The sequence below is a fragment of the Mesorhizobium sp. LEGMi-168a genome (genome assembly GCF_058312955.1).
The window spans coordinates 37,707-62,874 of the sequence record NZ_JBZEGV010000022.1; the positions used below are offsets into that span (position 1 = coordinate 37,707).

25 protein-coding genes are annotated in these 25,168 nt (G+C 65.2%); 11 read left to right on the forward strand and 14 right to left on the reverse strand.

Features of this window, described 5'->3' with window-relative positions; all coding sequences use genetic code 11:
- Positions 1 to 60 precede the first annotated feature (60 nt).
- From AC4FWB_RS24455 to AC4FWB_RS24470, 4 genes are read left to right on the forward strand one after another with little or no spacing between them, the layout of a single operon-like run.
- Positions 61 to 765, forward strand: coding sequence for a CerR family C-terminal domain-containing protein (locus AC4FWB_RS24455; protein ID WP_491028801.1), 705 nt, complete (start codon positions 61 to 63; stop codon positions 763 to 765).
- Positions 762 to 1,715: an HlyD family secretion protein gene (locus AC4FWB_RS24460; RefSeq protein WP_491028802.1), complete on the forward strand. Its 954-nt coding sequence runs from the start codon at positions 762 to 764 to the stop codon at positions 1,713 to 1,715. Before AC4FWB_RS24455 ends, AC4FWB_RS24460 begins: the two co-directional genes overlap by 4 nt.
- Positions 1,712 to 2,632, forward strand: coding sequence for an ABC transporter ATP-binding protein (locus tag AC4FWB_RS24465; protein WP_491028803.1), 921 nt, complete (start codon positions 1,712 to 1,714; stop codon positions 2,630 to 2,632). Before AC4FWB_RS24460 ends, AC4FWB_RS24465 begins: the two co-directional genes overlap by 4 nt.
- A gap of 8 nt (positions 2,633 to 2,640) precedes the next feature.
- Positions 2,641 to 3,777, forward strand: a complete 1,137-nt coding sequence (locus AC4FWB_RS24470) for an ABC transporter permease (RefSeq protein ID WP_491028872.1) — start codon at positions 2,641 to 2,643, stop codon at positions 3,775 to 3,777.
- Between the two features lie 252 nt (positions 3,778 to 4,029).
- Here the strand turns inward: AC4FWB_RS24470 and AC4FWB_RS24475 are convergent, their stop codons facing one another.
- Together AC4FWB_RS24475 and AC4FWB_RS24480 are read right to left on the reverse strand one after the other, a co-directional pair.
- A complete protein-coding gene (locus AC4FWB_RS24475) occupies positions 4,030 to 5,007 on the reverse strand; it encodes a threonine/serine dehydratase family protein (protein WP_491028804.1) in 978 nt (325 codons plus the stop codon).
- A 317-nt stretch (positions 5,008 to 5,324) separates the two neighbouring features.
- Positions 5,325 to 5,648, reverse strand: a complete 324-nt coding sequence (locus AC4FWB_RS24480) for a hypothetical protein (protein ID WP_491028805.1) — start codon at positions 5,646 to 5,648, stop codon at positions 5,325 to 5,327.
- 168 nt (positions 5,649 to 5,816) lie between these two features.
- Between AC4FWB_RS24480 and mbfA the strand changes: the two genes are divergently transcribed.
- A complete protein-coding gene (gene mbfA, locus AC4FWB_RS24485) occupies positions 5,817 to 6,800 on the forward strand; it encodes an iron exporter MbfA (RefSeq protein ID WP_491028806.1) in 984 nt (327 codons plus the stop codon).
- 163 nt (positions 6,801 to 6,963) lie between these two features.
- On the opposite strand, the gene AC4FWB_RS24490 is transcribed toward mbfA, so the two are convergent.
- Both AC4FWB_RS24490 and AC4FWB_RS24495 read right to left on the reverse strand, forming a co-directional pair.
- Positions 6,964 to 7,308, reverse strand: coding sequence for an antibiotic biosynthesis monooxygenase family protein (locus tag AC4FWB_RS24490; RefSeq protein WP_491028807.1), 345 nt, complete (start codon positions 7,306 to 7,308; stop codon positions 6,964 to 6,966).
- A complete protein-coding gene (locus AC4FWB_RS24495) occupies positions 7,305 to 7,673 on the reverse strand; it encodes an NIPSNAP family protein (RefSeq protein ID WP_491028808.1) in 369 nt (122 codons plus the stop codon). The genes AC4FWB_RS24490 and AC4FWB_RS24495 overlap by 4 nt, the downstream gene beginning before the upstream one ends.
- Positions 7,674 to 7,842: 169 nt before the next feature.
- On the opposite strand from AC4FWB_RS24495, the gene AC4FWB_RS24500 reads away from it, so the two are divergent.
- Complete coding sequence (locus AC4FWB_RS24500; RefSeq protein WP_491028809.1) at positions 7,843 to 8,517, forward strand: ArsR/SmtB family transcription factor; 675 nt, start codon at positions 7,843 to 7,845, stop codon at positions 8,515 to 8,517.
- 236 nt (positions 8,518 to 8,753) lie between these two features.
- Here the strand turns inward: AC4FWB_RS24500 and ligD are convergent, their stop codons facing one another.
- Complete coding sequence (ligD, locus tag AC4FWB_RS24505) at positions 8,754 to 11,276, reverse strand: DNA ligase D (protein ID WP_491028810.1); 2,523 nt, start codon at positions 11,274 to 11,276, stop codon at positions 8,754 to 8,756.
- Positions 11,277 to 11,288: 12 nt separating this feature from the next.
- Positions 11,289 to 12,170: a non-homologous end joining protein Ku gene (ku, locus tag AC4FWB_RS24510; protein ID WP_491028811.1), complete on the reverse strand. Its 882-nt coding sequence runs from the start codon at positions 12,168 to 12,170 to the stop codon at positions 11,289 to 11,291.
- A gap of 344 nt (positions 12,171 to 12,514) precedes the next feature.
- Here ku and AC4FWB_RS24515 point away from each other — a divergent pair, with 344 nt between their 5' ends.
- On the forward strand, positions 12,515 to 12,661 hold the full coding sequence (locus AC4FWB_RS24515; RefSeq protein ID WP_292303380.1) for a hypothetical protein: 147 nt from the start codon (positions 12,515 to 12,517) through the stop codon (positions 12,659 to 12,661).
- A gap of 179 nt (positions 12,662 to 12,840) precedes the next feature.
- Positions 12,841 to 13,290 carry a thiol-disulfide oxidoreductase DCC family protein gene (locus tag AC4FWB_RS24520; RefSeq protein WP_491028812.1) on the forward strand — a complete coding sequence of 150 codons (450 nt, stop codon included), beginning with the start codon at positions 12,841 to 12,843 and terminating at the stop codon, positions 13,288 to 13,290.
- A 24-nt stretch (positions 13,291 to 13,314) separates the two neighbouring features.
- Here AC4FWB_RS24520 and AC4FWB_RS24525 read toward each other — a convergent pair whose 3' ends face one another.
- From AC4FWB_RS24525 to AC4FWB_RS24535, 3 genes are all read right to left on the reverse strand, one after another.
- Positions 13,315 to 13,677: a DUF1850 domain-containing protein gene (locus AC4FWB_RS24525; RefSeq protein ID WP_491028813.1), complete on the reverse strand. Its 363-nt coding sequence runs from the start codon at positions 13,675 to 13,677 to the stop codon at positions 13,315 to 13,317.
- Positions 13,674 to 15,770, reverse strand: a complete 2,097-nt coding sequence (locus AC4FWB_RS24530) for a TRAP transporter permease (protein WP_491028814.1) — start codon at positions 15,768 to 15,770, stop codon at positions 13,674 to 13,676. The genes AC4FWB_RS24525 and AC4FWB_RS24530 overlap by 4 nt, the downstream gene beginning before the upstream one ends.
- Before the next feature lie 166 nt (positions 15,771 to 15,936).
- A complete protein-coding gene (locus AC4FWB_RS24535; RefSeq protein ID WP_491028815.1) occupies positions 15,937 to 16,896 on the reverse strand; it encodes a TAXI family TRAP transporter solute-binding subunit in 960 nt (319 codons plus the stop codon).
- A gap of 311 nt (positions 16,897 to 17,207) precedes the next feature.
- Here AC4FWB_RS24535 and AC4FWB_RS24540 point away from each other — a divergent pair, with 311 nt between their 5' ends.
- Both AC4FWB_RS24540 and AC4FWB_RS24545 read left to right on the forward strand, forming a co-directional pair.
- Positions 17,208 to 17,570, forward strand: coding sequence for a YciI family protein (locus AC4FWB_RS24540; protein WP_491028816.1), 363 nt, complete (start codon positions 17,208 to 17,210; stop codon positions 17,568 to 17,570).
- A 4-nt stretch (positions 17,571 to 17,574) separates the two neighbouring features.
- Entirely contained in the window at positions 17,575 to 18,822 is a 1,248-nt protein-coding gene (locus tag AC4FWB_RS24545) for an RNA polymerase sigma factor (protein WP_491028817.1), read from the forward strand.
- Positions 18,823 to 19,073: 251 nt separating this feature from the next.
- On the opposite strand, the gene cysK is transcribed toward AC4FWB_RS24545, so the two are convergent.
- The 5 genes from cysK to hrcA form a co-directional block, all read right to left on the reverse strand.
- Positions 19,074 to 20,054 carry a cysteine synthase A gene (gene cysK / locus AC4FWB_RS24550; protein ID WP_491028818.1) on the reverse strand — a complete coding sequence of 327 codons (981 nt, stop codon included), beginning with the start codon at positions 20,052 to 20,054 and terminating at the stop codon, positions 19,074 to 19,076.
- A gap of 325 nt (positions 20,055 to 20,379) precedes the next feature.
- The gene (locus AC4FWB_RS24555) at positions 20,380 to 20,997 is read right to left on the reverse strand and encodes a LysE family translocator (protein WP_491028819.1); all 618 of its coding nucleotides are present in this window, start codon (positions 20,995 to 20,997) and stop codon (positions 20,380 to 20,382) included.
- Between the two features lie 486 nt (positions 20,998 to 21,483).
- Positions 21,484 to 22,824: a PQQ-dependent sugar dehydrogenase gene (locus tag AC4FWB_RS24560; protein ID WP_491028820.1), complete on the reverse strand. Its 1,341-nt coding sequence runs from the start codon at positions 22,822 to 22,824 to the stop codon at positions 21,484 to 21,486.
- 115 nt (positions 22,825 to 22,939) lie between these two features.
- Positions 22,940 to 23,137 (reverse strand): hypothetical protein, encoded by a 198-nt coding sequence (locus tag AC4FWB_RS24565; RefSeq protein ID WP_126096973.1) that lies wholly within the window; start codon positions 23,135 to 23,137, stop codon positions 22,940 to 22,942.
- Positions 23,138 to 23,167: 30 nt separating this feature from the next.
- Positions 23,168 to 24,250, reverse strand: a complete 1,083-nt coding sequence (gene hrcA, locus AC4FWB_RS24570) for a heat-inducible transcriptional repressor HrcA (protein ID WP_491028821.1) — start codon at positions 24,248 to 24,250, stop codon at positions 23,168 to 23,170.
- A 183-nt stretch (positions 24,251 to 24,433) separates the two neighbouring features.
- Between hrcA and rph the strand changes: the two genes are divergently transcribed.
- Complete coding sequence (gene rph / locus AC4FWB_RS24575; protein WP_320223681.1) at positions 24,434 to 25,150, forward strand: ribonuclease PH; 717 nt, start codon at positions 24,434 to 24,436, stop codon at positions 25,148 to 25,150.
- Positions 25,151 to 25,168 lie beyond the last annotated feature (18 nt).

The following is a 25,168-nucleotide window of genomic DNA, read 5'->3' on the forward strand; positions in this document are numbered from 1 at the left end:
ATGGCAAGCCGAGTCGGGAATCAATTTGACTTTAATCAATCGATTGATTAAATGAATGCCATGGGCAAGCAAACGAATGTGAAAAGGCCGCAACGCGAAGCCTCTCCCGCCGATCAAACGCGCATGGCGCTTGTCCATGCGGCGCTCAAGCTGTTCGGGCGGCAAGGTTTCGACGGCACCTCGACGCGCGAGATCGCGGCCGAGGCCAAGGCCAATATCGGCTCCATCGCCTATCATTTCGGCGGCAAGGAAGGTCTGCGCGCCGCCGCCGCCGACTTCATCGTCGAGACCATCCAGGGGATCGCCGGCCAAGCGCTCGGCGCGCCCCAGGCGGCCGCCCCCTCAAACCCGGAAGCCGCGCGGGCGCAGCTCTTTGCCGCGCTGGAGCGGATGGTCGGTTTTGTCGTGGCAAGTCCCCAGGCCGGCGAGATCGTACAATTCGTACTCCGCGAGCTGTCGCACCCGACGGCGGCGCTCGACCGCATCTATGCCGGCGTTTTCGAGCCGACGCATCGCCGGCTTTGCCAGATCTGGGAGCAGGCGACGGGCGAGCCGGCAGAGAGCGAGGCAACCAAACTTACCGTCTTCACCGTTATCGGACAGGTCATCTATTTCCGCATCGGCCGCGAGGCGGTGATGCGCAGGATGGGCTGGAGCGAGATCGGCGACAAAGAGGCCGCCAAGGTGGTGGCGGTCGCGACCGACAACCTCAGGGCAATGCTGGCGGCGCGTGTGCCGGCCGCCGGCAGGAAGGGCAAATCATGAGTTTTCTCTGCTCCCTGCCGCTCGCCGCGCAATTGTTCGGCGCCTGCGCGCCGGCGGCGCCGCTTGCCGTTGGCTATGTCGAAGGCGAATATGTGCTGCTCGCGCCGATCGAGGTGGCGCAAGTCGAGACGGTCGCCGTCAAGCGAGGCGACCGCGTCGAGCCCGGTGCCCCGGTGGTGACGCTGGAGAGCGCCGACGCCAAGATCGCCGTGGCGCAGGCTGAAGCCGCGCTCGCACAGGCTGAGGCCCAGCTTGCCGACCTGCAGGTGGGCAAGCGGCCGGAAGAGATCGCGGTGCTGAAGGCCGAGGTCGACATGGCAAAGGCGCAGGCCGCCGATGCCAAGCGCAAATATGACCGCGCCAGCGACCTCTACAAGCGCGGCACCGGCACGCAGGCCGACTACGACACCGCTTCGGCTACGCTGGAGACGGCCAACGCGCAGGTCGGCCAGGCGGAGGCCAATCTCGCCGTCGGCGGCCTGCCGGCGCGGGCCGAGACGATCAAGGCGGCCGAAAACCAGGTCAAGCAGGCGCAATCGGAACTGGGGCAGGCCGAGTGGCGCCTGTCGAAGCGCGTGCTGACGGCGCCTTCGCCAGGCCGCGTCAACGACGTCATCCGCAATCCGGGCGACACCGCCGGGCCGACCGCGCCGGTGCTCTCGATGCTGCCCGACGGCGCGGTGAAGCTCAGCGTCTATGTGCCGGAGGCCGCCTTCTCCTCGGTCAAGGTCGGCACGTTGCTCAGCGTCCATTGCGACGGCTGCGGGCCGGATCTGAAGGCGCGCGTCAGCTATGTGTCGCCCGATCCGGAATTCACCCCGCCGGTGATCTACTCGCTGGAGAACCGGCAGAAGCTGGTCTTTCTTGTCGAGGCGCGGCCGGAGGGCGATGCCGGGCCGCTGCAGCCCGGCCAGATCGTCGATGTCGACCTCGCGGATCTCCGAAAATGAGCGTCATCGACGTCCGCGGGCTGGTCAAGCGCTTCGGCGACAAGACCGTCGTCGACCATGTGACGATGACGGTCGCCGAGGGCGAGATCGTCGGCTTCCTCGGGCCGAACGGCTCGGGCAAGACGACGACCATCCGCATCATGTGCGGGCTTTTGACGCCGGACGAAGGCGAGGGCACGGTGCTGGGGTTCGACATCCTTACCGATGCGCTCAAGATCAAGCGCGAAGTCGGCTACATGACGCAGAAATTCTCGTTCTACGAGGATCTGACGATCGGCGAAAATCTCGAATTCGTGGCCCGGCTCTACCGGCTGAAGCCGGTCGAGGACTATGTGGCCCGCACGCTGCAGGATCTCGGCCTGGCGACACGCCGCAACCAGCTGGCCGGCACGCTTTCCGGCGGCTGGAAGCAGCGGCTGGCTTTAGCCGCTTGCATCATGCACGAGCCGAAGCTGCTTCTGCTCGACGAGCCGACGGCCGGCGTCGATCCCAAGGCGCGGCGCGAGTTCTGGGACGAGATCCACAGGCTGGCGAGCGGCGGGCTGACGGTGCTGGTCTCCACCCATTACATGGACGAGGCCGAGCGCTGCCACCGCATCAGCTACATCTCCTACGGCAAGATGCTCGCCACCGGCACGGTGGACGAGGTGGTGAAGAATGCCGGGCTGACCACCTTCGTGCTGCAGGGGCCGAAGCTCGACCAGGTGGCCGAGGCGCTGCAGGGCCGCCCCGGCGTCGATCAGGTGGCGCCGTTCGGCGCGACGCTGCATGTCGTCGGCTCCGACAAGGCGGCGCTCGAAAAGGCGCTTGCCGATGTCGAGAAGAAGCATAAGGGCGTGACGGTGACGCCGGGCGAGACCAGCCTTGAAGACGTGTTCATCCAGTTCATGTCCGGCTCGAAGGACAATATGGGATGAAAAATGGGATAAACAGCGTCCTTTCCTTCGCCAGGCTCGGTGCGCTGCTGATCAAGGAATTCATCCAGATGCGGCGCGACCGCATCACCTTCGCCATGATGCTGGGCGTGCCGCTGATACAGCTGGTGCTGTTCGGCTACGCCATCAACAACGACCCGAAGAGCCTGCCGGCAGCACTCGTCGCGACCAGCAGCGACCCTTATACGCGGGCGATGGTCTCGGCGCTGCAGACGACCGGCTACTACCGTTTCGATCATGTGGCGCAAAGCGCTGAAGAAGCCGAGTTCCTGATGGCGCGCGGCGACGTCGCCTTCGTCGTCACCATTCCCGCCGATTTCGGGCGGCGGGTGGAGCGCGGCGACAACCCGCAGATCCTGATCGAGGCCGATGCCACCGACCCGGCGGTTGCCAGCGGCGCCATCTCGACGCTGAGCACCGTCGCCGGCCAGGCGCTGCTGAGGGCGCAAGGCATGCAGGAAGCGGCCAAGGAGGCGGCGCGCGGCCAGCTCGATGTCGTCGTGCACCGGCGCTACAACCCGGAAGGCATCTCGCAATACAACATCGTTCCCGGCCTGCTCGGCGTCATCCTGCAGATGACGATGGTGATGATGACCTCGATCGCGCTGACGCGCGAGACCGAGCGCGGCACGATGGAAAACCTTCTGGCCATGCCCTCCAGTCCGCTCGAGATCATGCTGGGCAAGGTGCTGCCCTACCTGGTCGTCGGCGCGGTGCAGGTGGTGGTGGTGCTGGCGGCGGCGAAGCTTTTGTTTTCGATACCCTTCATGGGGTCGCTGTCGCTGCTGCTTTCGACCGTGCTGGTGTTCGTGCTGGCGCTGGTGCTGCTCGGCTACACGATCTCGACGATCGCGCGCACGCAAATGCAGGCGCTGCAGCTCACCTTCTTCTTCTTCCTGCCCTCGATCATGCTGTCGGGCTTCATGTTCCCCTATCGCGGCATGCCGGGCTGGGCGCAGATCTTCGGCGAGATCTTTCCGCTGACGCATTTCCTGCGCATCACCCGCGCCGTCATGCTGAAGGGCGCCGAGCTGCCGGCGGTGGCGACCGAGATCGGCTGGCTTGTCGTCTTCGTGGCGTTGTTTGCCGGCGTGGCGCTGGTGCGGTTCAGGCGGACGCTGGACTGAGCGTTCGGGGTGGGGAACCTTCAATGCTGGCGGGACAGCGCCCCCCTCTGGCCTGCCGGCCATCTCCCCCACTTGGGGGGAGATCGGACTTCACGCCGGCTTTCGCCAATCGCCAATGTTGGAGGAGATGCGCCGGCGACGGAGCTGCCAATCTCCCCCCTTGTGGGGGAGATGCCCGGCAGGGCAGAGGGGGGCGTGAAGGATCGCGGCGGAACCAGTTTGATTCTGCGCGGCGACGCGTCAGGCAACCCCCTAAGCCGCCGCCATAATCTCCGCGTAAGTACCGAAATCGACATTGCCGCCGGAGAGCACCACCGCCACGCATTTGCCGGCAAGGTCGATCTCGCCGGAGGCAAGCGCCGCGAGCGCGACACAGCCGCCGGGCTCGACCACCAGCTTCAGATGGGCCATGGCGTCGCGCATCGCTTGCGCGGCGGCCCTGTCGGAGACGGCGATGGCGCCGGCGAGATTTTTGCGGTTGATCTCGAAGGTGATGGCGCCGGGTTCGGCGGTCAGCAGCGCATCGCAGATCGAGGTGTGGCCGGGCTCGTTCGAGACCCTTTCGCCCTTGGCGAGCGAGCGGCGCGTGTCGTCGAAATGCTCCGGCTCGACCGCCCAGACGGCAGTGCCCGGCGAGGCGTCCTTGACGGCGACGGAAATGCCGCTCGACAGACCGCCGCCGCCGCAAGGCACGACGACGGCGTCGAGGCTGACGCCCAGGGCCTTCGCCTGCCTCGTCAGCTCCAGCCCGATCGTGCCCTGGCCGGCAATGATGGCCGGATCGTCGAAAGGCGGCACCAGCACCATGCCCTTCTCGATATAGGGACGAACGACCGTCATGCGGTCGTCCTTATAGCGGTCGAACGGCACCACCTCGGCGCCCATCTTGCGGACATTGCCCACTTTAAGCGCCGGCGCGTCGACCGGCATGGCGATAACCGCCCTGACGCCGAACATTGCCGCCGAAGCGGCGACGCCCTGCGCGTGATTGCCCGAGGAAAAAGCGACGACGCCGCGGCGACGTTCTTCATCGGTGAGCGACGACAATTTGTTGTAGGCGCCGCGGATCTTGAAGGAGCCGGTGCGCTGCAGCGTCTCCGGCTTGAACAGGATGCGGCCTCCATAGCGCTTGTTGAGCTCCGGCGATTCGACGAGCGGCGTTTCGACGATGAGACCGGAAAGCCGCGCGGCGGCAGCGCGGATGTCGGAAATGCCGGGTGGGGTGGTCATGGGCGTGGGCCTCGTGAAAGATCGATCGAGCCATGCTGCACGGAAATCATGCCGGCGCGCCAACGAAAAAATGTGATGGTTACAAGGTTGCTCGGCAGTCTTGGCGAGTTGGCGTTCCTTCGCGCCCCCCTCTGTCCTACCGGACATCTCCCCCACAAGGGGGGAGATCAGCCGTCACCTCGGCTTTCGCCAATCTCGAAGCCGGAAATTGAAGCGGGACGGCGACGCTGCCAATCTCCCCCCTTGTGGGGGAGATGGCCGGCAGGCCAGAGGGGGGCGCTGTCCCGCCGGCATTGCGCAAGTTGCAGCCAACCGCCTCACCCCAGCAGCGCCCGCGTCCTCTTCTTGCCGCCGAGCTTGCGCCAGCTGTTGAAGCGGTGCGTGGCGGCGGCAAACGAGATCTTCATCTGCTGGGCCACCGTATAGCGCGACTTGCCCTCGTCGAACATGCGGTAGCAGCACTCGACGCCCTCATCGGTCAGCTTGCCGTCCGGCGTCTTGTTGTGCGGATTGGCCGGATCGAATTTCTCGGCCTGCTGCTCGACCAGGCCCTTGAGACGCTGCAGGTCGGCCTCGATGCCGGCGATGAGATCGAGAACGGGTTTCACGTCGAATGCGTGCAGAGGCTTCTTTTCCGTCATCCCTTGCTTCCTTCGATTTTGGCTGATGCGCTCATATAGGTGAACATTCGGCAATAATGAAGGGTGCGACGCGGATCAACGAATTCCGCCCGCCCCGAGGCGTTCGCGATTGACCCCCGTTGTCCAAGCTCCTAGTTTAGAACCATTCTAAACTAGGGTGATTTCCTCATGCTTTCCCGTGTTTTCGGCTTTGGCCGCCGCTCCTTCGATTCGCTGTCGGAGCAGGAGATCCTGGCGCTGGCGATCTCTTCCGAAGAGGACGACGGTCGCATCTACCGCGCCTATGCCGACGGGCTGGCGGAAGATTTTCCGCAATCGGCCAAAGTGTTCGAGGCGATGGCCGAGGAAGAGGACGGCCATCGCGATTCCCTCATCGAGCTCCACCGCAAGCGCTTCGGCGAGCGCATTCCCCTGATCCGGCGCGAGCATGTGAGGGGTTATTACGAGCGCAAGCCGGACTGGCTGGTGCGGCCGCTCGGCATCGAGCATGTGCGCCGGCAGGCCGAGGATATGGAGCGGCAGGCCTACCGCTTCTATGTCGAGGCGGCCAAGCGCACCACCGACGCCTCGACACGGAAACTGCTCGACGATCTCGCCTTGGCCGAACAAGGCCATGAGAGCTCAGCGCACGAGCTGGAGCAGGAGCATGTGCCGGGCGCGGTGAAGGAGGAGGAAGCGAGCGCCGAGCAGCGCCAGTTCATCCTCACCTATGTGCAGCCGGGTCTGGCCGGCCTGATGGACGGCTCGGTGTCGACGCTGGCGCCGATCTTCGCCGCTGCCTTCGCCACGCACCAGACGTTCCAGACCTTCCTCGTCGGCCTCGCCGCCTCGATCGGCGCCGGCATCTCGATGGGTTTCACCGAGGTGGCCTCCGACGACGGCAAGCTTTCGGGACGCGGCTCGCCGGTGAAACGCGGCTTGACGGTCGGCGTCATGACGACGCTGGGCGGGCTCGGCCACGCGCTGCCCTACCTCATCCCCTATTTCTGGACGGCCACGATCGTCGCCGCGATCGTGGTGTTCTTCGAGCTGTGGGCGATCGCCTTCATCCAGAACCGCTACATGCAGACGCCGTTCTGGCGCGCCGCCTTCCAGGTGGTGCTGGGCGGCGCGCTGGTGTTCGGGGCGGGCGTGCTGATCGGGAATGCGTAGTGCCATCTTCCCCTTCTCCCCTTGTGGGAGAAGGTGTCGCCGAAGGCGACGGATGAGGGGTGTTCCAGGGAACCCCGACGTCTCACTCCGCTGGAGCACCCCTCATCCGTCTCGGCGCTATCGCGCCGATCCACCTTCTCCCACAAGGGGAGAAGGGGGAGCTTCACCCGTTCACCGCGCGGCTATCTTCCGGCGCCTCGGCCCGTTCGGTCAGCCCATAGTCGCGCACGACATGGGCGATGCGCAGACGATAGCCGGCAAAGATGCCGCCGCGGCCGGCCCGCTGTGCCTGGCGGTGCTCCTCGGTGTTGCGCCAGGCTTTCACCGCCTCCTCGTCGCGCCAGAAGGACAGCGAGAGCACGCGTTTCGGATCGGCAAGGCTCTGGAAGCGCTCGACCGAGATGAAGCCGTCGATGCTCTCGAGCAGGGGCTTAAGCTCCGCAGCGATGCCGAGATAGGCATCGCGCTTTCCCTCCGCCGGCTCGACCTCGAAGATGACAGCGATCATGCTTCTATCCCTTCCCTAATCGTTACGTCGGTTTGAAAAAGCTGTCTTGGGCCGTGCGGGCCAGAGACCAGTTTCAGGAAGACGCGATCCTCCTTGAGGATGAATTTTTCGCGCCGCGCGAATTCGTAGTTTGCCTTGCCGGCCGGGTCGGCGGCAAGCCGCGCGCGGTAAGCTTCGTAGGCCGCGAGGCTTTCGATGTTGTAGGCAGCGTAAGCCGTGGTCGCCGAACCCTCATGCGGCGCGAAATAGCCGATCAGGTCAGCGCCGCAACGCGGAATGGCCTGGCCCCAGGCGCGCGCATATTGCTCGAAGGGCGGCTTCCCGAACGGGTCGATCTGGTAGCGGATGAAACAGGTGATGGTCATTTCGGTCTCCTCGTCGGTTGGCTTTGCGGCGATGATGGTTCGACCGCGATCGAAACATCGCTTCGGTCACTGTGCTAGGCATCTTCCTGTCAGGAGCGTTCGCCGCGCTCCTTGAGCTCGCCCGAGAATAGTGCTCCCATCACAAGAATGCTTCGATGAGGATCGAACTATGCGTGAAGGACCTGATATCGCCCGCATCGCCAGCCTGGTCGGCGACCCGGCCCGCGCCAACATGCTGAACGCGCTGATGGGCGGAACGGCGCTGACCGCTTCGGAATTGGCGCTGGAAGCCGGCGTGTCGCTGCCCACCGCATCCTCGCATCTGTCGAAGCTGATGGACGGCGGGCTGCTGACGCTCGCGAGCCAGGGCCGGCACCGCTATTACGGCCTCGCCAGCCCGCAGGTGGCGGGCATGATCGAGGCGATCACCGGCGTCGCCGAGGCGGTCGGCCCCAAGCGCGTGCGGCCCGGACCGCGCGATGCGGCCATGCGCGTGGCCCGCGTTTGCTACGATCATCTCGCCGGCGAGCAAGCGGTGGCCATGCTTGACCACTTCGTCGACAGGAAGCTGCTGCTGCGCGAGGACAACGAGATCAGGCTCGCACCTTCCGGCGCCTCGCATTTTTCCGCGCTCGGCATCGAGATCGACGGCAAGGCCAGACGACCCGTATGCCGCGCCTGCCTCGATTGGAGCGTGCGGCGCTCGCACCTCGCCGGTGCGCTGGGCGCCGCCATCCTCGACAAGGTCATCGCCGAGAAATGGGCGCGGCGCGAGAAGGACAGCCGCGCCGTGGTGTTTTCGCCGAAGGGGAGGCAAGCGTTTGAGAGGGTGTTTCTGGCGTGACTTTTCGCCTGCGATAGGTTCGCAATGTCGGCGGGACAGCGCCCCCCTCTGGCCTGCCGGCCATCTCCCCCACTTGGGGGGAGATCGATGTCACGCCGGCTTTCGCCAATCTCCAACGTTGCAAGATGGGCGGGGCGCCAAAACCGCCAATCTCCCCCCTTGTGGGGGAGATGTCCGGCAGGACAGAGGGGGCGCGAAGGAACGCGGCGTAGCCGATTTACCTTCTGCGCGCAGGATCACCCCCGCTTCAGCACCTTCCCCAGCTTGAAGAAATCGCCCCATGGGTCCGCCGTCTTCAGCTGCTTCAGCGTCGTGGCGTCGCCGAGCGGGAAGGCGTTGGGGGCAAGACCGTTTTCGAGCTCCGCCCATGTCACCGGCATCGATACCGTCGCGCCCTTCTTGGCGCGCGACGAGTAGGGCGCCACCGTGGTCGAACCGCGGCCGTTGCGCAGATAGTCGACGAAGATTTTTCCTGTCCGCGCCTTCTTCGACAGCGTCGCCGTGTAGCGATCGGGCGCGGCCTGCTCGAGCGCAAGGGCGAAGTCATGGGCGAAATCCTTGACCTCGTCCCAATGCGCCGAGGGTTTCAGCGGCACCAGCACGTGATAGCCCTTGCCGCCTGAGGTCTTGACCAGGTTCGGCAGCGACAGCTCGTCGAGCTGCTTATGGATGTCGAGCGCCGCCTGGCGCACTCGCTTCACGTCGACGCCTTCGTCAGGGTCGAGGTCGAAGATGATCTGGTCGGGCTTTTCCAGTTGGTCGATGGTGGAGCCCCAGATATGGACCTCGACCACGCCGTACTGGACGAGCGCCGCAAGCCCGTCGAAATCCTTGATGAACAGGATCTCCTCGCCGTCCGTCGGATCCTTCATCCTGGCGATCTTGTCGCTCATGCCGGGCGAGGCATGTTTCTGGAAGAAGCGCTGGCCGTGGATGCCGTCGGGCGCCCGCACCAGGCTCAGCGGCCGGTTGACGACGAATTGCTCCATGCGCGGCCAGACCAGGGCGTAGTGGTCGAGCAGGTCCTGCTTGGAGACCTTTTCGTCGGGCCACAGCAGCTTGTCGGGATGCGAGAGCTTTATCGAGGTCATCGCGGTTCCGGCCGACGCCTTGGTTGCTACCTTGCCGCTGCTCGACTTTGCTTCGCTTCCGGCCTTGCCGTCGGCGTGTTTCGGCTTCTCCTGCACGACTTCCTCCGCCGGCTTGTCCTCGCGCAACCCCTGGAACGAGGCGTGGCGAACTATACGATCGGATGTCCAGCTGCGGAACTCCACTTCGCCGACGAGCTCGGGCTTGACCCAGGTGAGGCCCTTGCCCTTCGGCACGGTCGCCGAGAAGGGCGAGTCCTTCGCCTTCAGGCCGTCGAGCTTCTTCTTCAGATCCGTCAGCACCTTGCCGGAAAAGCCGGTGCCGACGCGGCCGGCATAGTTGAGCTTGCCGCCCTCGAAATAACCGACCAAGAGCGAGCGCAGGCCGCGCCCTGTCTTGTCCGAGGGCAGGTAGCCGCCGATGACGAACTCCTGGCGCAGCGTGCATTTCGACTTGATCCAGGTGAGGCCGCGGCCGCTGCGGTAGGGGGCGTCGGCGCGTTTCGAGACCACGCCTTCGAGGCCCATGCGGCAGACATGCTGCAGTATGACCTTGCCGGGCTCGGAGAAATGGTCGCTGAAGCGCAGCGCCGAATTCTCCGGCTGCTCGCCGAGCAGTTCTGCCAGCGCCTGCTTGCGCTCGACCAGCGGCTCGCGGCGCAGGTCCTTACCGTCGAGCCGCATCAGATCGAAGACGTAGTAGATGAAGCGGCCGGTGCGGCGGGCGGAAAGATCCGCCTGCAGCATGGGAAAGGACGACACGCCGCTGTCGGCCAGCACGACGACCTCGCCGTCGATGACGGCGTCGCGGCATTTCAAGCCGGCAAGCGCCGCGGTGACCGGGCCTTCGAATTTCTCCGTCCAGTCGAGGCCGGCGCGCGTCAGCAGCCTGACCTCGCTGCCGGCGATCTGAGCCTGCATGCGGTAGCCGTCGAACTTCACCTCGTGCAGCCAATCGTCGCCGGAGGGCGCATTCTTTTCCAGTGTCGCCAACTGCGGCTCGATGACCTCCAGGCGCCTGGCGTGCCCGGCCTTTGCCTTGCGGGCGGCCGGTTTGTTGGAGTGCCAGACCTTCGGCTTCGCGCCCCTGGCCGCCTTGCCTTCGCCAACCTCCTCGACGGTGAGGCCGGACTTCACCGATTGCGGCTGGTCCTTGAGGATGTCCTCGCCGGGACGGGCGGCGGCATCGTCGGACTTGATCAGCAGCCAGTTGTCGCGCTTTTCGCCGGGACGGGGTTTCAGCCTGACCAGGTGCCAGCGGCCATGCAGCTTGTAGCCCTCGAGCTCGAAGTTGATATGGCCTTTCTTCATGCCTTCGGCCGGATCACCGTCCGGAATCCATCTGCCGTCGTCCCAGACGACGACCGAGCCGCCGCCATACTCGCCCTTCGGGATGGTTCCCTCGAAGGACGCGTAGTCGATCGGGTGGTCCTCGACATGCACGGCCAAACGCTTTTCATGCGGATCGAGGCTCGGGCCGCGCGTCACCGCCCAGCTCCACAGCACACCTTCGTGTTCGAGCCGAAAATCGTAGTGGAGCCGAGTGGCGGCGTGCTTCTGGATGACGTAGATGCCGCCCGCCTCGCTCTTCTTGCGCCGAGGCACCTTGCCGGCGGGCTCGGCGGTTTTCCGGAAATCGCGCTTGGCATGATATTGCTCGAGGCCGGCCATGGCATCCTGCTCCTATGCGGATTTGCGGCTTCTGTGTCGACGGTGACCGGGCGCGGCGGCCTTGGCCTTCGTCCGCGCCGGCGCTTTCGATGACGATTTGCCGGCTTTGCCGCCGCCTTCCGCGTTCAGGCTCTTCTTCAGCGCGTCGAAGAGGTTGACGACGTTGGACGGCTTAGGCGGCGCCTTGGCCTTGGGCGCCTTCTTGCCGGCCTTCTTGGCGCGGATCAGCTCGAGCAGCGCGTCCTCATAGCGGTCGTCGAATTTCGAGGCGTCGAACTTCGTCTTCTTGCTGTCGATGATGTGCTCCGCCAGATCGATCATCTCGTCATCGGTCCTGGTGGCCTTGATCTCGTCGAAGACCGTGCCTGGCTGGCGCACGGTGTCGTCGTAGCGCAGCGTCGTCAGCACCATGCCCTTGCCGAGCGGCTCGATCACCACGGGGCGCTCTCGGTTGTAGAGCACGATGCGCGCGAGGCCGGCCATCTTCTTCGCCGCCATCGCGTCGCGGATGACGGCGAAAGCCTCTTGCGACACCTCGTCCGCCGGCGAGACATAATAAGGCGTGTCGAGGCAGATCTGCTCGATCGAGGATTTCTCGACGAAGCCGTCGAGGCCCAGCGTGTGCGAAGACTCGATCTCAGCCGCCTCGATCTCGTCTTCCTCGATATGGACGAAGTCGCCGTCGCTCACCTCGTAGCCCTTGATCTCGTCGCCCTCCTCCAACGGTTTGCCGGTCTCGGCGTCGACATAGATGCGTTTGACGGTGTTGCCGGTCTTGCGGTTGAGGATGCGGAACGAAACCTTCTCGGCATGGGTGACGACGTTGGTCAGTTCGATGGCGCAGGTGACCAGCGACAGTTTGAGGTAGCCCTTCCAGGCGGGGCGCGGTGCCATGGCGAACTCCATCCTCGAACACGACGTCCAACCGGAACGGGCCGAGGGCGGGGCAGGTTCCTGGGCTTCTCTCCCGCGAGCAAGGAAATTTCCCGATGCTCCTCGAACGTGAAACAGAAGCGCGCCCAAGCGACATCGAGACGAAACATATGTGATGCAAAAGTCACACGGCCCGAAATCACGACAAAAGGCGTCGAAAGACCGCGAATCAGCCGCATTCCGGCCACGAAGCAACGGGTTTCGGACCAGAAATTAACATCGCGTTCACCGACTATTCACGCCTCGACGCTATGCTCTCGGACAATTCGGAAGGGACATCCGAAAGCGGGACAGGGACAGGTAAAATGAACTTCTGGAATCACATCGCCGGCTATGCCGCCGCCATTCGCGAATTCGTCGCGCCGACCTATCGGCCCGAGCGCTACTATATGCGCGGCCCGGGTCCGGCCTGCGCACGCCGCGGCACCTCGCTCGGCATCGGCACGCACTGACCACCATGCCCGACAGCCGCCACAACAGCCGGATCTGCAAGCCGGCCGCCGACAACCGCGCCACGACCTATCGTGACGAGCGCCCCGCCGTCGCCGACGGCAGGCGTGCGACAACGCCGCGACTTTGACGCCGCCGCCGGCTGGCTTAGTGTCTTGAGGCACAAGCAGCCGGGGCCGACATGACCGACCTGCCCGAACAGAACCGTCCGCTACTCCCAGGCCAAGCTCTCGATACCGATCCCCTGATCGTCTTCGACGGTGTCTGTGTGTTCTGCTCGGGCTTTATCCAGTTGATCATCAAGCTCGACCGCGGCAATCGCTTCCGCTTCGCCACGGCGCAATCGCCGTTCGGCGAGGCGTTGTTCCGCAAACACGGCCTGGCAACCGACAATTACGAGACCAATCTCGCCATCATCGACGGCGCGACCTTCACGAAGCTCGACAGTTTCATCGCCGTCATGGCCGCGCTCGGCTGGCCGTGGCGCACCGCAAGGCTGCTGCTCGTCCTGCCGCGGCCGCTGCGCGACTGGCTCTACGACCGCGTCGCCAGGAACCGCTACGCGCTGTTCGGCAGGAAGGACAGCTGCGAAATCCCGTCCGCCGAACTGCGGCAACGGCTGATCGGCTAGGTTGTCGTCAGCTATCGCGGCCAGTCATGGTTCACAAGGTTTGAGCACCGTCGTCTCTCCCGCTGCCTTGCCCAGCACGCGGCAGCCTTTGGCCGTGCAGAGCGTCCAGCCTTCCCCGGTTGCGCCGGACGCCGCGAGCACCAGGCGCGGCTGGGGTCCGATCCGGGGCGAATAGACCCACCAGCCGTTGCGCAGCACCGAGCCCTCGGGCGGTTCCATGCCAGCGCCGGAGCCCTTGACCCGCGCCGCGATGACCTGCAGCCCGGCAGGCGTGACTTTCCAGTCTTCCTGCCATCGCGTCCGTTCCACCGAGTGCGTCCAGGACAGCGTGAAGGCGGCGACGACGAGCGTCACCGTCTTGCCGGCGGCGAGGACGCACAGGCTCATACAGGGCCGGCCGTGGATGCCCGCCGTGCGCGCCAGCAGTGCCAGCCGATCCAGACCAACGCCAGCACCCAGCCTGTCTCGTCGGTCAGCGGCAAAGCTGCGACGAGGAGCACGCCGGCAACGAAGGCGACGATGCGTTCCCACCAGGCCATGCGGCGGGCGAGGAACCCGACGGCGGCGGCGCCCCAGAGCACGATGCCCATGCAGGCCTTGACGACGATGTAGGCGACCTCGACCGGGTAGCCGAACGAGGCGGCGATCGGGCCGGCGTCCTGTAGCATCAGCGCCGGCGTATAGACGGCCATGAACGGCACGACGAAGCCGGCGATGGCGAGCTTGGTTGCCTGAATGCCGATCTTGAGGCCGCTTTCCTTCGCCATCGGCGCCGCGGCGAAGGCGGCAAGCGCCACCGGCGGCGTGAGGTCGGCCATGATGCCGAAATAGAAGACGAACATGTGGCTGACGATCAGCGGCACGCCGAGCGACAGAAGCGCCGGGCCGGCGAGCGAGGAGGTGATGATGTAGTTCGGGATGGTCGGGATGCCCATGCCGAGCACCAGGCAGGTTAGCATGGTGAGCACCAGCGACAGGAACAGATTGTTCTCGCCGATGGAGATGATCCAGCCGATGAAGGTCGAGGCGATGCCGGTCAGCGTCAGCGTGCCAATGACGATGCCGACGATGGCGCAGGCGATGCCGACCGGCAGCGCGTTCTTGGCGCCCTCGGCAGCAGAGTCGACACAGATGCGCAGCGTCTCGCGCCCGCCCTTGAAGGTGAAGCAGGCGACGATGAGCGCCGCGATGACGAGGCTCAAGACGTTGACGCCGAAACGCATGAAGGAAGCGGCGGCAAGCCCGAGCGCCAGCCAGAACACGACGCGGAACGCAAATGGCCCGATCGATGCCGCCAGCGGCGTGCCGAGGATCAGCACGATGGTCAGCGCCAGGCCCATGGTGCCGGCGAAGATCGGCGTGTAGCCGGCGAACAGGAGATAGACGAGCACGGCGAGCGGCAGCACCAGCGGCCAGTGTTGCCGCACCGCCTCCCAGGGATTGGGAAGCTCCGCCTTGGCCATGCCGTGCAGGCCGGCCTTGCCGGCCTCCAGATGCACCTGCCAGAAACAGGCGCCGAAATAGAGCAGCGCCGGAATGATCGCCGCCTTCACCACCTCGGCATAGGCAATGTTCAGCGTCTCGGCCATGATGAAGGCGACCGCGCCCATCACCGGCGGCATGATCTGGCCGCCCATCGAGGAGGTCGCCTCGACGGCGCCGGCGAAGGCCGAGCGGAAGCCGAAGCGCTTCATCAGCGGGATGGTGAACTGGCCGCTCGCCACCACATTGGCGACGCCGGAACCGGAAATGGTGCCCATCAGCGCCGAGGAGAGCACGCAGACCTGGGCCGGGCCGCCGCGCCAGGAACCGACCAGGCCAAGCGCGAAATCGTTGAACAGCGCGATCATGCCGGCGCGTTCGAGGAAAGCGGCGAAAACGACGAAGATGAAGATGTAAGCCGCCGAAACATAGACCGGCGTGCCGTAGATGCCTTCGGTGCCAAAGGCGAAGGTGTCGACGAGCTGCGCGAAATCATAGCCGCGATGGATGAAGGGCGGCGGCAGGTGGTTGCCGACGAAGCAATAGGCGAGGAAGAGGAAGGCGATGACGGCGAGCGGCAGCCCCATCAGCCGCCTGGCGGCTTCGAAGACGAGCATCACCAGCAGCGCGCCGACGATCAGGTCCGGCGTGGTGAGGAAGCCGGAGCGGCGGATGAGGTCGGCGTAGAAGACCCAGTTGTAGAGGCCGGTGGCGAAGCCCAGCACGCCAAGCGTCCAGAAAGCTGCCTTCGCCGCCATGCCAGTGGCGCGCAGATTGGCGATCAGGCCGAAGCCGAGCAGCAGCAGGAAGCCGACATGCATGGCGCGCACCACCTGGCTCGGCAGGCTGCCATAGGCGGCGATGTAGATCTGGAAGACGGAAAAGGCGACGGCAATCAGGAAGGCCGCCTTGCCGGCGATACCTTCGCCGAAGCCAGGCGGCAGTCCTTCGAGAGGCTCTTCGGCGGTTGGTGAAATAACGGTCGGGGTTTCGGTCATTGGCGGTTCCTGGCGGGCGGTAACCCTCCCCCTTGAGGGGAGGGTGCCGAGCGAAGCGAGGCGGGAGGGGTCGCCTCAACCGCCCCGACCTTTCACCTAAGAAGTTGGAGCGCTCGCCGAGGACCCCTCCCGGCCCTGCGGGCCACCCTCCCCTCAAGGGGGAGGGTTACTTAACGAGCCCTTTTTCCTTGTAATATTTCTCCGCGCCGGGATGCAGCGGCACCGGCATGCCGTCCAGCGCCTTGGCCGGATCGATCGCCTTGGCGGCGGCGTGGGCGGCGGCGAGCTGGTCGAGATGCTCGAACATCAGCTTGGTCATCTGATAGGCGGTCTCGTCGGAAACGTCGGCGCGGGTGACGAGGAAATTGCCGACCGCGGCGGTCGCGACATCCTCCGTCTGGCCCTCATAGGTTCCCTTGGGAATGACCACCGACAGATAGGGCGATCCGATCTTGGCGACGTCCTCGGCCGGCACGGCGACGACGTTGATCGGCACCGAGGTGGCGAGGTCGCGGATCGAGGCGACGCCGAGGCCCGCCGATTGCAGCGTGGCGTCGAGCTGCCGGTTCTTGATCAGCTCGACCGATTCGGCGAATGGCAGGTATTCGACCCGTCCGAGATCCTCATATTTCAACCCGGCGGCGGCGAAGATGGCGCGGGCGTTGAGCTCGGTGCCCGAAGCCGGCGCGCCGACCGACAGGCTCTTGCCCTTGAGGTCGGCGAGTGTCTTGATGCCGGACTCCTTGCTGGCGACGATCTGGATGTAGTTGGGATAGATGGCGGCAATGCCGCGCAATTTGTCGAGCTTGCCGGGGAAGCCGGCCTCGGTGTTGCCTTCGGCGGCGAGCTTGACGGAATCGCCGAGCGCAAAGGCGATCTCGCCCTTGCCCTGCTGCAAAAGGTTGAGGTTCTCGACCGAGGCCTTGGTCGCCTGCACTTGGGTGCGGGCGCCTTCAATGCCCTTGCCGTAAATCTCGGACAGCGCGACGCCGAGCGGATAATAGACGCCCGACGTGCCGCCGGTCAGCACGTTGATGAATTCCTGCGCTCCGGCCGACACGGCGCCGAGGCCGAGCGACAGCGCCAAGGCGCCGGCGGCAACAAATTTCGTCCTGAAATAGAGCATATGGTTTCCTCCTCCTGAAACGGTCGCGCCGCGCCGCCTCCCCGGCGCGAGCTGGTGAGTTTAGACAGGAGGCGCCAAATGCCAACCCGCAATTGCAGACCTTTCTGTTTGACCATGATCTTTTCCAAAAACCGGAATCCACTTTTCGGTATCATGGTCTAGACGAACGGTTGAGTATGGCGAAAAGCGCCGGCTTGCGCTCGATTGGTTCGGGGATGAAAGATTTTCAAGGCGCCTGTCGAAATCGGCCGCGGCCGCACGACTTTAGCTCGGCCCGCGACGACGCGGCCTTCGAGAAACAGGAGAGACCCATGCGATACATGCTGTTGATCTACAACGACGAAGCCGCAATGGCGAATGCGCCGCGCGACAAGACCGAGCAGACCCTCGCGGCCTACGGCGCCTATACGGACGCCTTGAAGAAATCCGGCGCGTACCTTGCCGGCGAAAGGCTGCGCCCGACCCAGGCGGCCACATCGATCCGGCTGGCCAATGGCAAGACCAACGTGCTCGACGGCCCCTATGCCGATACCAAGGAGCAGCTTGCCGGTTTCTACATGATCGAGGCGACCGACATCGACACGGCCATGGAATGGGGCGCGCGCTGTCCGGCAGCCAGCACCGGCACGGTCGAGGTGCGGCCGATCTGGGAAATGACCGACTACCTGTCCTAGGAATATGGACGGTCGCTCGGAGTTGGCGCGGGCGGCGGCCGAGGCGGCCGCCCGGCAGAGCTACGGCAAGCTGGTCGCCTATCTCGCGGCCCGCATGCGCGACGTCGCCGGCGCCGAGGACGCGCTGGCCGATGCGTTCGCCGCCGCGCTGGAGCGCTGGCCGAAGAGCGGCGTGCCCGAAAAACCGGAAGCCTGGCTGCTTGCGGTGGCGCGCCGGCGCGACGTCGACGCCGTGCGGCGGCGGCTGACCGGCGAGGCGGCCCGCGATCACCTGCGGCTGATAGCCGAGGAGGCGGAGGCGCGCATGACGAATGAGGATTTGCCCGACGAACGGCTCAGGCTGATGTTTGCCTGCGCGCATCCGGCGATCGAATCGAGCGTGCGCGCGCCGCTGATCCTGCAGACCGTGCTGGGCTTCGACGCGGCGACCATCGCCTCGGCTTTCCTCGTCTCGCCGGCGACGATGGGCCAGCGCCTGGTGCGCGCCAAGAACCGCATCCGCGAGGCCGGCATTCCCTTTCGCGTGCCGGAACAGGCCGAGCTTGGCGAGCGGCTCGACGCGGTGCTGGAAGCGATCTACGCCACTTTTGCCGAAGGCTGGTCGGACCCGGCCGGCACCGAGACGCGCCGGCGCAACCTCGCCAGCGAAGGCATCTGGCTCGGCCGGCTGGTCGCGTCGCTGATCCCGGACGAACCGGAGACGCTCGGACTTCTGGCGCTGATGCTTTTCGCCGAAGCGCGGCGCGCGGCCCGGCGCGGCCCCGAGGGCGACTTCGTGCCGCTGGCCGAGCAGGACACCGCGCTCTGGGACGACACGCTGATCGACGAGGCGGAAGCGCTGCTGAGGCGCGCCGCGGCCGGGAGAATCATCGGCCGCTACCAATTGGAGGCCGCGGTGCAATCGGCGCATACGGCGCGACGGCGCGGCGGCGGCACCGACTGGGCCGCGATCCGCCAGCTTTACGACGCGCTGATGGCGATTGCCGTCTCGCCGGTGGTGGCGATCAACCGCGCCGTGGCGATCGCCGAAACCGAGGGGGCGGCCGAGGGCCTTGCCGCGCTCGACGCGATCGGCGCCGACAAGCGGCTTGCCGAGTACCAGCCTTATTGGGCGGCGCGGGCCGAGCTGTCGGCCAGGCTCGGCAGGACCGCCGATGCCGCCGAGGCCTATGACCGGGCGATCGGCCTCGAGCGCGATCCGGCATTGCGCCATTTCCTGCAGACGGAGCGGGGGAAGCTGGTCCGGAATTGAGGCGAGGTCGTTCCGTCGACGGATTCCAGGCGGAAAACTTCTGCGTTGGCGGGACAGCGCCCCCTCTGTCCTGCCGGACATCTCCCCCACTTGGGGGGAGATCAGCTTTCACGCTGGCTTTCGCCAACCTCTAACCTTTGCAAGAATGAGCGAGGCGCCGAAACGGCCAATCTCCCCCCTTGTGGGGGAGATGCCCGGCAGGGCAGAGGGGGGCGCGAAGGATCGCTACGGATCCGTTCGAAATCGCTGACCTACGCCCCCAGCCCGTCGAACAGGATCGTCGAGAGATAGCGCTCGGCGAAGGACGGGATGACGACGACGAGGTTCTTGCCCTTGTTCTCCGGCCGCGAGCCGACGACGATGGCCGCCTGCAGCGCTGCGCCCGACGAGATGCCGACCGGCACGCCTTCGAGGCGGGCGACGAGGCGCGCATTGGCGACCGAATCCTCGTTCGAGACCCTGACGATCTCGTCATAGATCGAGGTGTCGAGAATCTTTGGCGCGAAGCCGGCGCCGATGCCCTGGATCTTGTGCGGACCGGGCTGGCCGCCGGAGAGGACCGGCGAGGCTTCCGGCTCGACCGCCACGACATGCACCGAGGGCTTGCGCTTCTTCAGCACCTGGCCGACGCCGGTGATGGTGCCGCCGGTGCCGATGCCGGCAACGAAGATATCGACCTCGCCACTGGTGTCGTTCCAGATCTCCTCGGCCGTGGTGCGGCGGTGGATTTCCGGATTGGCCGGGTTCTCGAACTGCTGCGGGATGATGGCGTTGGGCAGCGTCGCGGCGAGCTCATCAGCCTTGGCGATGGCGCCCTTCATGCCTTTCGGCCCTTCGGTCAGCACCAGCTCGGCGCCGAGCAACGCCAGCATCTTGCGCCGCTCGACCGACATGGTCTCCGGCATGGTCAGGATCAGCTTGTAGCCCTTGGCGGCGGCGGCGAAGGCCAGCGCGATGCCGGTGTTGCCGGAGGTCGGCTCGATCAGCGTGGTCTTGCCGGGCGCGATCTTGCCGGCCTCCTCCAGCGCCTCGATCATCGAAACGCCGATGCGGTCCTTGACCGAGGCGATCGGGTTGAAGAATTCGAGCTTGGCGAGCACGTTGGCGACGATGCCCTTTTCCTTGGCGAATTTATCCAGCCGCACCAGCGGCGTGTCTCCAATCGTCTCGGTGATCGAATTGAAGATGCGGCCGCGGCCGGGGACGCGCGCGGAGGTGACGGGCTTGTTCATTGGTTTCGCTCCCAAGGCAATGGCATAGGCAGACAGAATAATGCTTTCAGCCGCGCAAGATAGGCTGGCGGCCGAAAATATCCGAGTGGGGCGGTTGCTGAAAACCGCGGCACGCCGGAAATGCATTTTCCGGATTGGCCCGTTTTCGGAATGCTTTCGCCGAAATCAAGGCAACTGCGCACCAAGGTGTGTTGAGATTCAGGTCAGGCCGAGCTGAGAAGGGTGGGTTCCGAGAACCGGAGCGGAGCGTACTTGAAGTACGTGAGCACCGGAAGCGCAGGAAACCGCGCTTCGCAGGCCGGCCTCACCTGAATATCAATACACCTTATTGGCGGGCCGCGATTGCCGCTGCCGCACCCATCATGAAGCCGGCGGCGGTGCGGTTCAGCACCTTCAGCGCACGCGGCGATTTCAGGAACCAGCGCGCCTTGGCGGCCAGCGCCAGATAGGGCACCAGCACGACGAACAGGACAACGACGGTGAGCGCTACCAAGATGCCGTAGTCGGCCAGCGTGATGGTCTTCAGGTCGACGATGGTCGGCGTGATGGCGAGATAGAAGATCATCGTCTTCGGGTTGCCGAGCGTGACCGTCAGCCCGGCAATGAAGCTCGCCACGAAACCGCCCTTGGCCTTCCGCCCCTCGATGTTTTCGGGCGAGATGCCGCTGGTCCAAAAGCGCCAGGCAAGGAAAGCGAGATAGGCGACGCCGGCCCATTTGATGGCGAGGAAGACCATGCCGAAGGTCTGCGCGACGAAGGCCAGGCCGAGCACGACGGCGGTGAGATAGGTGATGTCGCCGAGCATCAGGCCGAACGACATCGCCAGCGAGGAACGGAAGCCGGAGCCGAGCGCACGGGCAACCAGCGCCGTGACGCCAGGACCCGGAATTGCGGCGGCGATGCCGAGCGCGGCGCTATAGGCGAGAAATCCGGTGAGTGTCATGATTCTAGACCGTGGGGACCGATGTCGAGCCGGGCTTTTATCATGATGTCGGGTCGACGGTAATTCCCTTGCGGCGAGATTCGTTGCGCCAACTCAACGGGAGCCGGTTCCCCGGCACAGGAATTTTGACCGGTCGGCTATGCTCGCGTTGCCGATCGCATGCCTTCGAGATTGGCCGAAACGGCGAAACCTTCGTCATTCTAGGGCGAAGCAAGGAGCGGAGCGACGCGCGCAGACCCTAGAATCCATGCCGTTACATACGAGCGCTGCTGCGGTGCAAAATTCTGCTCCGCTGCACGCTTCGGTCAAGGTCACGGCATGGATCCCAGGGTCTCCGCGACGCCGCTTCGCGGCTGCTCCGCCCAGGGATGACGAGGTTGGGGAGGCCTCCGCCAATCTCCCGCGTTTGCGCTGATTTCATGGAAATGAGCGGTGAAAGCCTTGCTCTTCGATTGTGGCAGCCTCTAAAATCCCTCTGTCGAGGAGCTATCCACCATAACTGACGCGCCAGATCGTGCCGTTGCCGTCCTCGGTCAGGATCAGCGCGCCGTCCTTCGCCACGGCCACGCCCACCGGCCGGCCCCAGACCTCGTCATCCGAGATGACGAAGCCGGTGGCGAAATCCTCATATTCGCCGGTCGGCTTGCCGTCCTTGAATTTCAGCCGCACCACCTTGTAGCCGGTGCGGACGCCGCGGTTCCACGAACCATGCAAGGCGACGAAGGCGTCGCCCTTGTAGTCGGCCGGGAAGTTGCCGCCTTCATAGAAAGCGATGTTGAGCGGCGCCGAATGCGCCTGTACCAGTACATCAGGCACCGTGACCTTGCCGGCGAGATCGGGCCGCGCGCCCTTGTGGCGCGGATCCTCGTTGTCGCCGATATAGTACCAGGGCCAGCCATAGAAGGCGCCGTCCTTGACCGCCGTGGCGTATTCGAAAGGCACGTTGTCGCCCAGTTCGTCGCGCTCGTTGACGACGCACCAGAGCGCGCCCGTCGCCGGCTGCACGGTCATGCCCGAGCAGTTGCGCAGGCCGGTGGCGACCATCCTGCGGTTCTTGCCGTCTGGATCGAAGGCGAGCACGTCGGCGCGGCCTTCCTCGGCACCCCAGGTGGCGCCGAGCGGCTCGGACCGCGCCCATTCCTCGACACCACCCTTCGGCCTCGCGCCCATATCCTCGGCGATGTTGGAGCCGGAGCCGACCGACAGATAGAGCGTCTTGCCGTCGGGCGAGAAGGCGATGTCGCGTGTCCAATGATGACTGGCCGGAATCTTGGCGACGATGGTTTCCGGCCTGCCCGACGCTTGCATGTCGCCCTCGCGATAGGGAAAGCGCACGATGCTGTTGCTGTTGGCGACATAGACCCATTGCGGCTTGTCGCCCGGTGGATAGAAGGCAATGCCGTAGGGCTGGGTGAGGCCCTTGGCGAAGACGGCTTTCTCGGCGGGCTTCGCGCTGCCTTCCGTCAGCCGATAGACCCTGATTTGATTGGCCTCGCTGTCGGCGACGAAGAGGTCGCCGTTCGGCGCCACGCGCACGACACGCGGATTGTCGATGCCGGAAGCGACGAGCTCGACAGAGAAGCCGGCCGGCACGACGGGCTTGGCATCCGCAGGGCGGTCGGCGAGGCCGGCGCTATTCGACGAGGATTCGGCGACATTCGGCTGCTGGAGATCGTCCGGCTTGATCAGACGCCGCACGCCTGGCCGGTCGGCCTTCCAATCACCGAAGGCCTTTTGTCCGGTGAGCAAAGGTTGGTCGGCCTGCTGCGCGAAAGCGCCGGTAGCCAGAAGCAGGACAACGCCTGCAAGGCCAGCAATCCTTGTCATGCCGTTCTCCGTCATTCGCCGACGCGCCTTGTCAGCACAACCAGACAGCAGATATCGGGCTGGCGCTGCAAAAGAGAAGCGCGGGCACGCAGATTTGACGGGAATTCCCGGCCGGTCAGCTCTCTTCGACGTCGAAATCCTCGTCGAGCCGCTTTTCCAGCGCGACCAGATCGGCCGGCAGCGGCAGACCCATGGCGCGCATTTCCCTGAGCTTCTCGCGCAGCTGCTCCTGGATTTCGTGCTCGTCCTCGGGCTGGTTCACCATTTCCTCGAGAAGCAGGCTGATCTGGGCCTTGAACGATTCCAGCGCCATTTCCACCCTCCTTACGGCGATCGTGCTCGCCTATCTCAGCATGCGCGAAATCAATTGGGCAGTATAGTCGACCATCGGCACGATGCGCGCATAATTGAGCCGGGTCGGGCCGATGACGCCAAGCGCACCGACGACGCGCGCGTCCTTGTCGCGATAGGGCGCGACGACCAGCGACGAGCCGGACAGCGAAAACAGCTTGTTCTCCGAGCCGATGAAGATGCGCACGCCAGGCCCCTCCTCGGCAAGGTCGAGGAGCTGCAGCAGGCCGTCCTGCGTCTCCAGATCCTCGAACAGATGGCGCAGCAGTTCGAGGTCGGCCTGGGCGGTGACGTTCTCCAAGAGGTTGGCTCGGCCGCGCACGATGAGGCGCGCCGGCAGGCCGCTTTCCGCCCCGGCCCAGACCGCGAGGCCCTTCTCGACCAGCTCCTGCGACAGCGTGTCGAGGGCCGCCCTGGTCTCGTCCTTGATGCGGGCGATCTCGATGCGCGCCTCGGCCAGCGTGCGGCCGCGGATATGGGCGTTGAGGAAATTGGAAGCCTCATGCAGCTGCGAGACGGTGATGCCGGCCGGCAGGTCGACGACCCGGTTCTCGACGTCGCCGCTCTGCGACACCATGACGGCCAACGCCTTGGTGGGCTCGAGCTGGATGAACTCGATATGCTTCAGCGCCACCTCGTTCTTGGCCGCGAGCACCAGCCCGGCGCCGCGCGACATGCCGGACAGCATCTGGCTCGCCTCGGTCAGCATATGCTCCAGCGTGGCGCCCGAGCCCGAGGCGCGCACCTGCGCCTCGATGACGCGGCGCTCCTCGTCGGAGAGATCGCCAAGCTCCATGAAGGCGTCGACGAAGAAGCGCAGCCCGGTCTGGGTCGGCAGACGGCCGGCCGATATATGCGGGGCGTAGATCAGGCCCAGATGCTCGAGGTCGCTCATCACGTTGCGGATGGTGGCCGGCGACAGCGACGAGGGCAGGATGCGCGACAGGCTGCGCGAGCCGACCGGCTCGCCGTCGCGCAGATAGGAATCGACAATCCGCCTGAAGATGTCGCGCGACCGCATGTCGAGCGACTGAAGGACGGGTGGCTGCGAAGTTGGGTCGACTGCCTTGTTCATTCCGGCCAGAAACCTCCGCCTAAAAGATATAGACTTCCGCCCCACAGGCGCAACCCGGCCTGCTCTCCTTGCGCCTCGTTTGCTTTGTGCCCTTTTCCTTTGCGCCCCCTTTTTCTTTGCGCCAGGCGCCGCATGCGTCTACAAGCCGCCGACGAATCCGAGAAAAGAACAGAAAGAGCCTCGATGCGCCCCTCCAAACGCCAAGCCGACGAAATGCGCGCCATCTCCTTCGAGCGCGGCGTCTCCAAGCATGCCGAAGGCTCGTGCCTGGTGAAGTTCGGCGACACGCATGTCTTGTGCACGGCGAGCCTGGAGGAAAAGGTGCCGGCCTGGATGCGCAATTCCGGCAAGGGTTGGGTGACGGCGGAATACGGCATGCTGCCGCGCTCGACCGGCGAGCGCATGCGCCGCGAGGCCTCCGCCGGTAAGCAGGGCGGCCGCACGCTGGAGATCCAGCGGCTGATCGGCCGCTCTTTGCGAGCCGTGGTCGACCTGCAGGCGCTGGGCGAGCAGCAGATCACCGTCGATTGCGACGTCATCCAGGCCGATGGCGGCACCCGCACCGCTTCGATCACCGGCGGCTGGGTGGCGCTCTACGACTGCCTGCGCTGGATGGAAGCCCGCCAGATGGCCAGCGTTTCCAAGGTACTGAAGGATCATGTCGCGGCGATTTCCTGCGGCATTCATGACGGCCAGCCGGTCATCGACCTCGACTATCTCGAGGATTCCTCGGCCGGCACCGACGCCAATTTCGTCATGACCGGCAAGGGCGGCATCGTCGAGATCCAGGGCACGGCGGAGGGCGAGCCGTTTTCCGAAGAGCAGTTTGCCGCGCTGATGGGATTGGCCAAGAAGGGCATTTCGCGGCTGGTGAGCTTGCAGCAGATGGCGGTGGCGTAAATCTGAAATGCCGAGCTT

What these genes read in the sequence shown, in the direction of transcription:
- AC4FWB_RS24455 (WP_491028801.1), top strand. Translation starts at nt 61, where the DNA reads ATGGGCAAGCAAACGAATGTGAAAAGGCCGCAACGCGAAGCCTCTCCC.
- AC4FWB_RS24460 (WP_491028802.1), top strand. Translation starts at nt 762, where the DNA reads ATGAGTTTTCTCTGCTCCCTGCCGCTCGCCGCGCAATTGTTCGGCGCC.
- AC4FWB_RS24465 (WP_491028803.1), top strand. Translation starts at nt 1,712, where the DNA reads ATGAGCGTCATCGACGTCCGCGGGCTGGTCAAGCGCTTCGGCGACAAG.
- AC4FWB_RS24475 (WP_491028804.1), bottom strand. Translation starts at nt 5,007, where the DNA reads ATGACCACCCCACCCGGCATTTCCGACATCCGCGCTGCCGCCGCGCGG.
- AC4FWB_RS24480 (WP_491028805.1), bottom strand. Translation starts at nt 5,648, where the DNA reads ATGACGGAAAAGAAGCCTCTGCACGCATTCGACGTGAAACCCGTTCTC.
- mbfA (WP_491028806.1), top strand. Translation starts at nt 5,817, where the DNA reads ATGCTTTCCCGTGTTTTCGGCTTTGGCCGCCGCTCCTTCGATTCGCTG.
- AC4FWB_RS24490 (WP_491028807.1), bottom strand. Translation starts at nt 7,308, where the DNA reads ATGATCGCTGTCATCTTCGAGGTCGAGCCGGCGGAGGGAAAGCGCGAT.
- AC4FWB_RS24495 (WP_491028808.1), bottom strand. Translation starts at nt 7,673, where the DNA reads ATGACCATCACCTGTTTCATCCGCTACCAGATCGACCCGTTCGGGAAG.
- AC4FWB_RS24500 (WP_491028809.1), top strand. Translation starts at nt 7,843, where the DNA reads ATGCGTGAAGGACCTGATATCGCCCGCATCGCCAGCCTGGTCGGCGAC.
- ligD (WP_491028810.1), bottom strand. Translation starts at nt 11,276, where the DNA reads ATGGCCGGCCTCGAGCAATATCATGCCAAGCGCGATTTCCGGAAAACC.
- ku (WP_491028811.1), bottom strand. Translation starts at nt 12,170, where the DNA reads ATGGCACCGCGCCCCGCCTGGAAGGGCTACCTCAAACTGTCGCTGGTC.
- AC4FWB_RS24515 (WP_292303380.1), top strand. Translation starts at nt 12,515, where the DNA reads ATGAACTTCTGGAATCACATCGCCGGCTATGCCGCCGCCATTCGCGAA.
- AC4FWB_RS24520 (WP_491028812.1), top strand. Translation starts at nt 12,841, where the DNA reads ATGACCGACCTGCCCGAACAGAACCGTCCGCTACTCCCAGGCCAAGCT.
- AC4FWB_RS24525 (WP_491028813.1), bottom strand. Translation starts at nt 13,677, where the DNA reads ATGAGCCTGTGCGTCCTCGCCGCCGGCAAGACGGTGACGCTCGTCGTC.
- AC4FWB_RS24530 (WP_491028814.1), bottom strand. Translation starts at nt 15,770, where the DNA reads ATGACCGAAACCCCGACCGTTATTTCACCAACCGCCGAAGAGCCTCTC.
- AC4FWB_RS24535 (WP_491028815.1), bottom strand. Translation starts at nt 16,896, where the DNA reads ATGCTCTATTTCAGGACGAAATTTGTTGCCGCCGGCGCCTTGGCGCTG.
- AC4FWB_RS24540 (WP_491028816.1), top strand. Translation starts at nt 17,208, where the DNA reads ATGCGATACATGCTGTTGATCTACAACGACGAAGCCGCAATGGCGAAT.
- AC4FWB_RS24545 (WP_491028817.1), top strand. Translation starts at nt 17,575, where the DNA reads ATGGACGGTCGCTCGGAGTTGGCGCGGGCGGCGGCCGAGGCGGCCGCC.
- cysK (WP_491028818.1), bottom strand. Translation starts at nt 20,054, where the DNA reads ATGAACAAGCCCGTCACCTCCGCGCGCGTCCCCGGCCGCGGCCGCATC.
- AC4FWB_RS24555 (WP_491028819.1), bottom strand. Translation starts at nt 20,997, where the DNA reads ATGACACTCACCGGATTTCTCGCCTATAGCGCCGCGCTCGGCATCGCC.
- AC4FWB_RS24560 (WP_491028820.1), bottom strand. Translation starts at nt 22,824, where the DNA reads ATGACAAGGATTGCTGGCCTTGCAGGCGTTGTCCTGCTTCTGGCTACC.
- AC4FWB_RS24565 (WP_126096973.1), bottom strand. Translation starts at nt 23,137, where the DNA reads ATGGCGCTGGAATCGTTCAAGGCCCAGATCAGCCTGCTTCTCGAGGAA.
- hrcA (WP_491028821.1), bottom strand. Translation starts at nt 24,250, where the DNA reads ATGAACAAGGCAGTCGACCCAACTTCGCAGCCACCCGTCCTTCAGTCG.
- rph (WP_320223681.1), top strand. Translation starts at nt 24,434, where the DNA reads ATGCGCCCCTCCAAACGCCAAGCCGACGAAATGCGCGCCATCTCCTTC.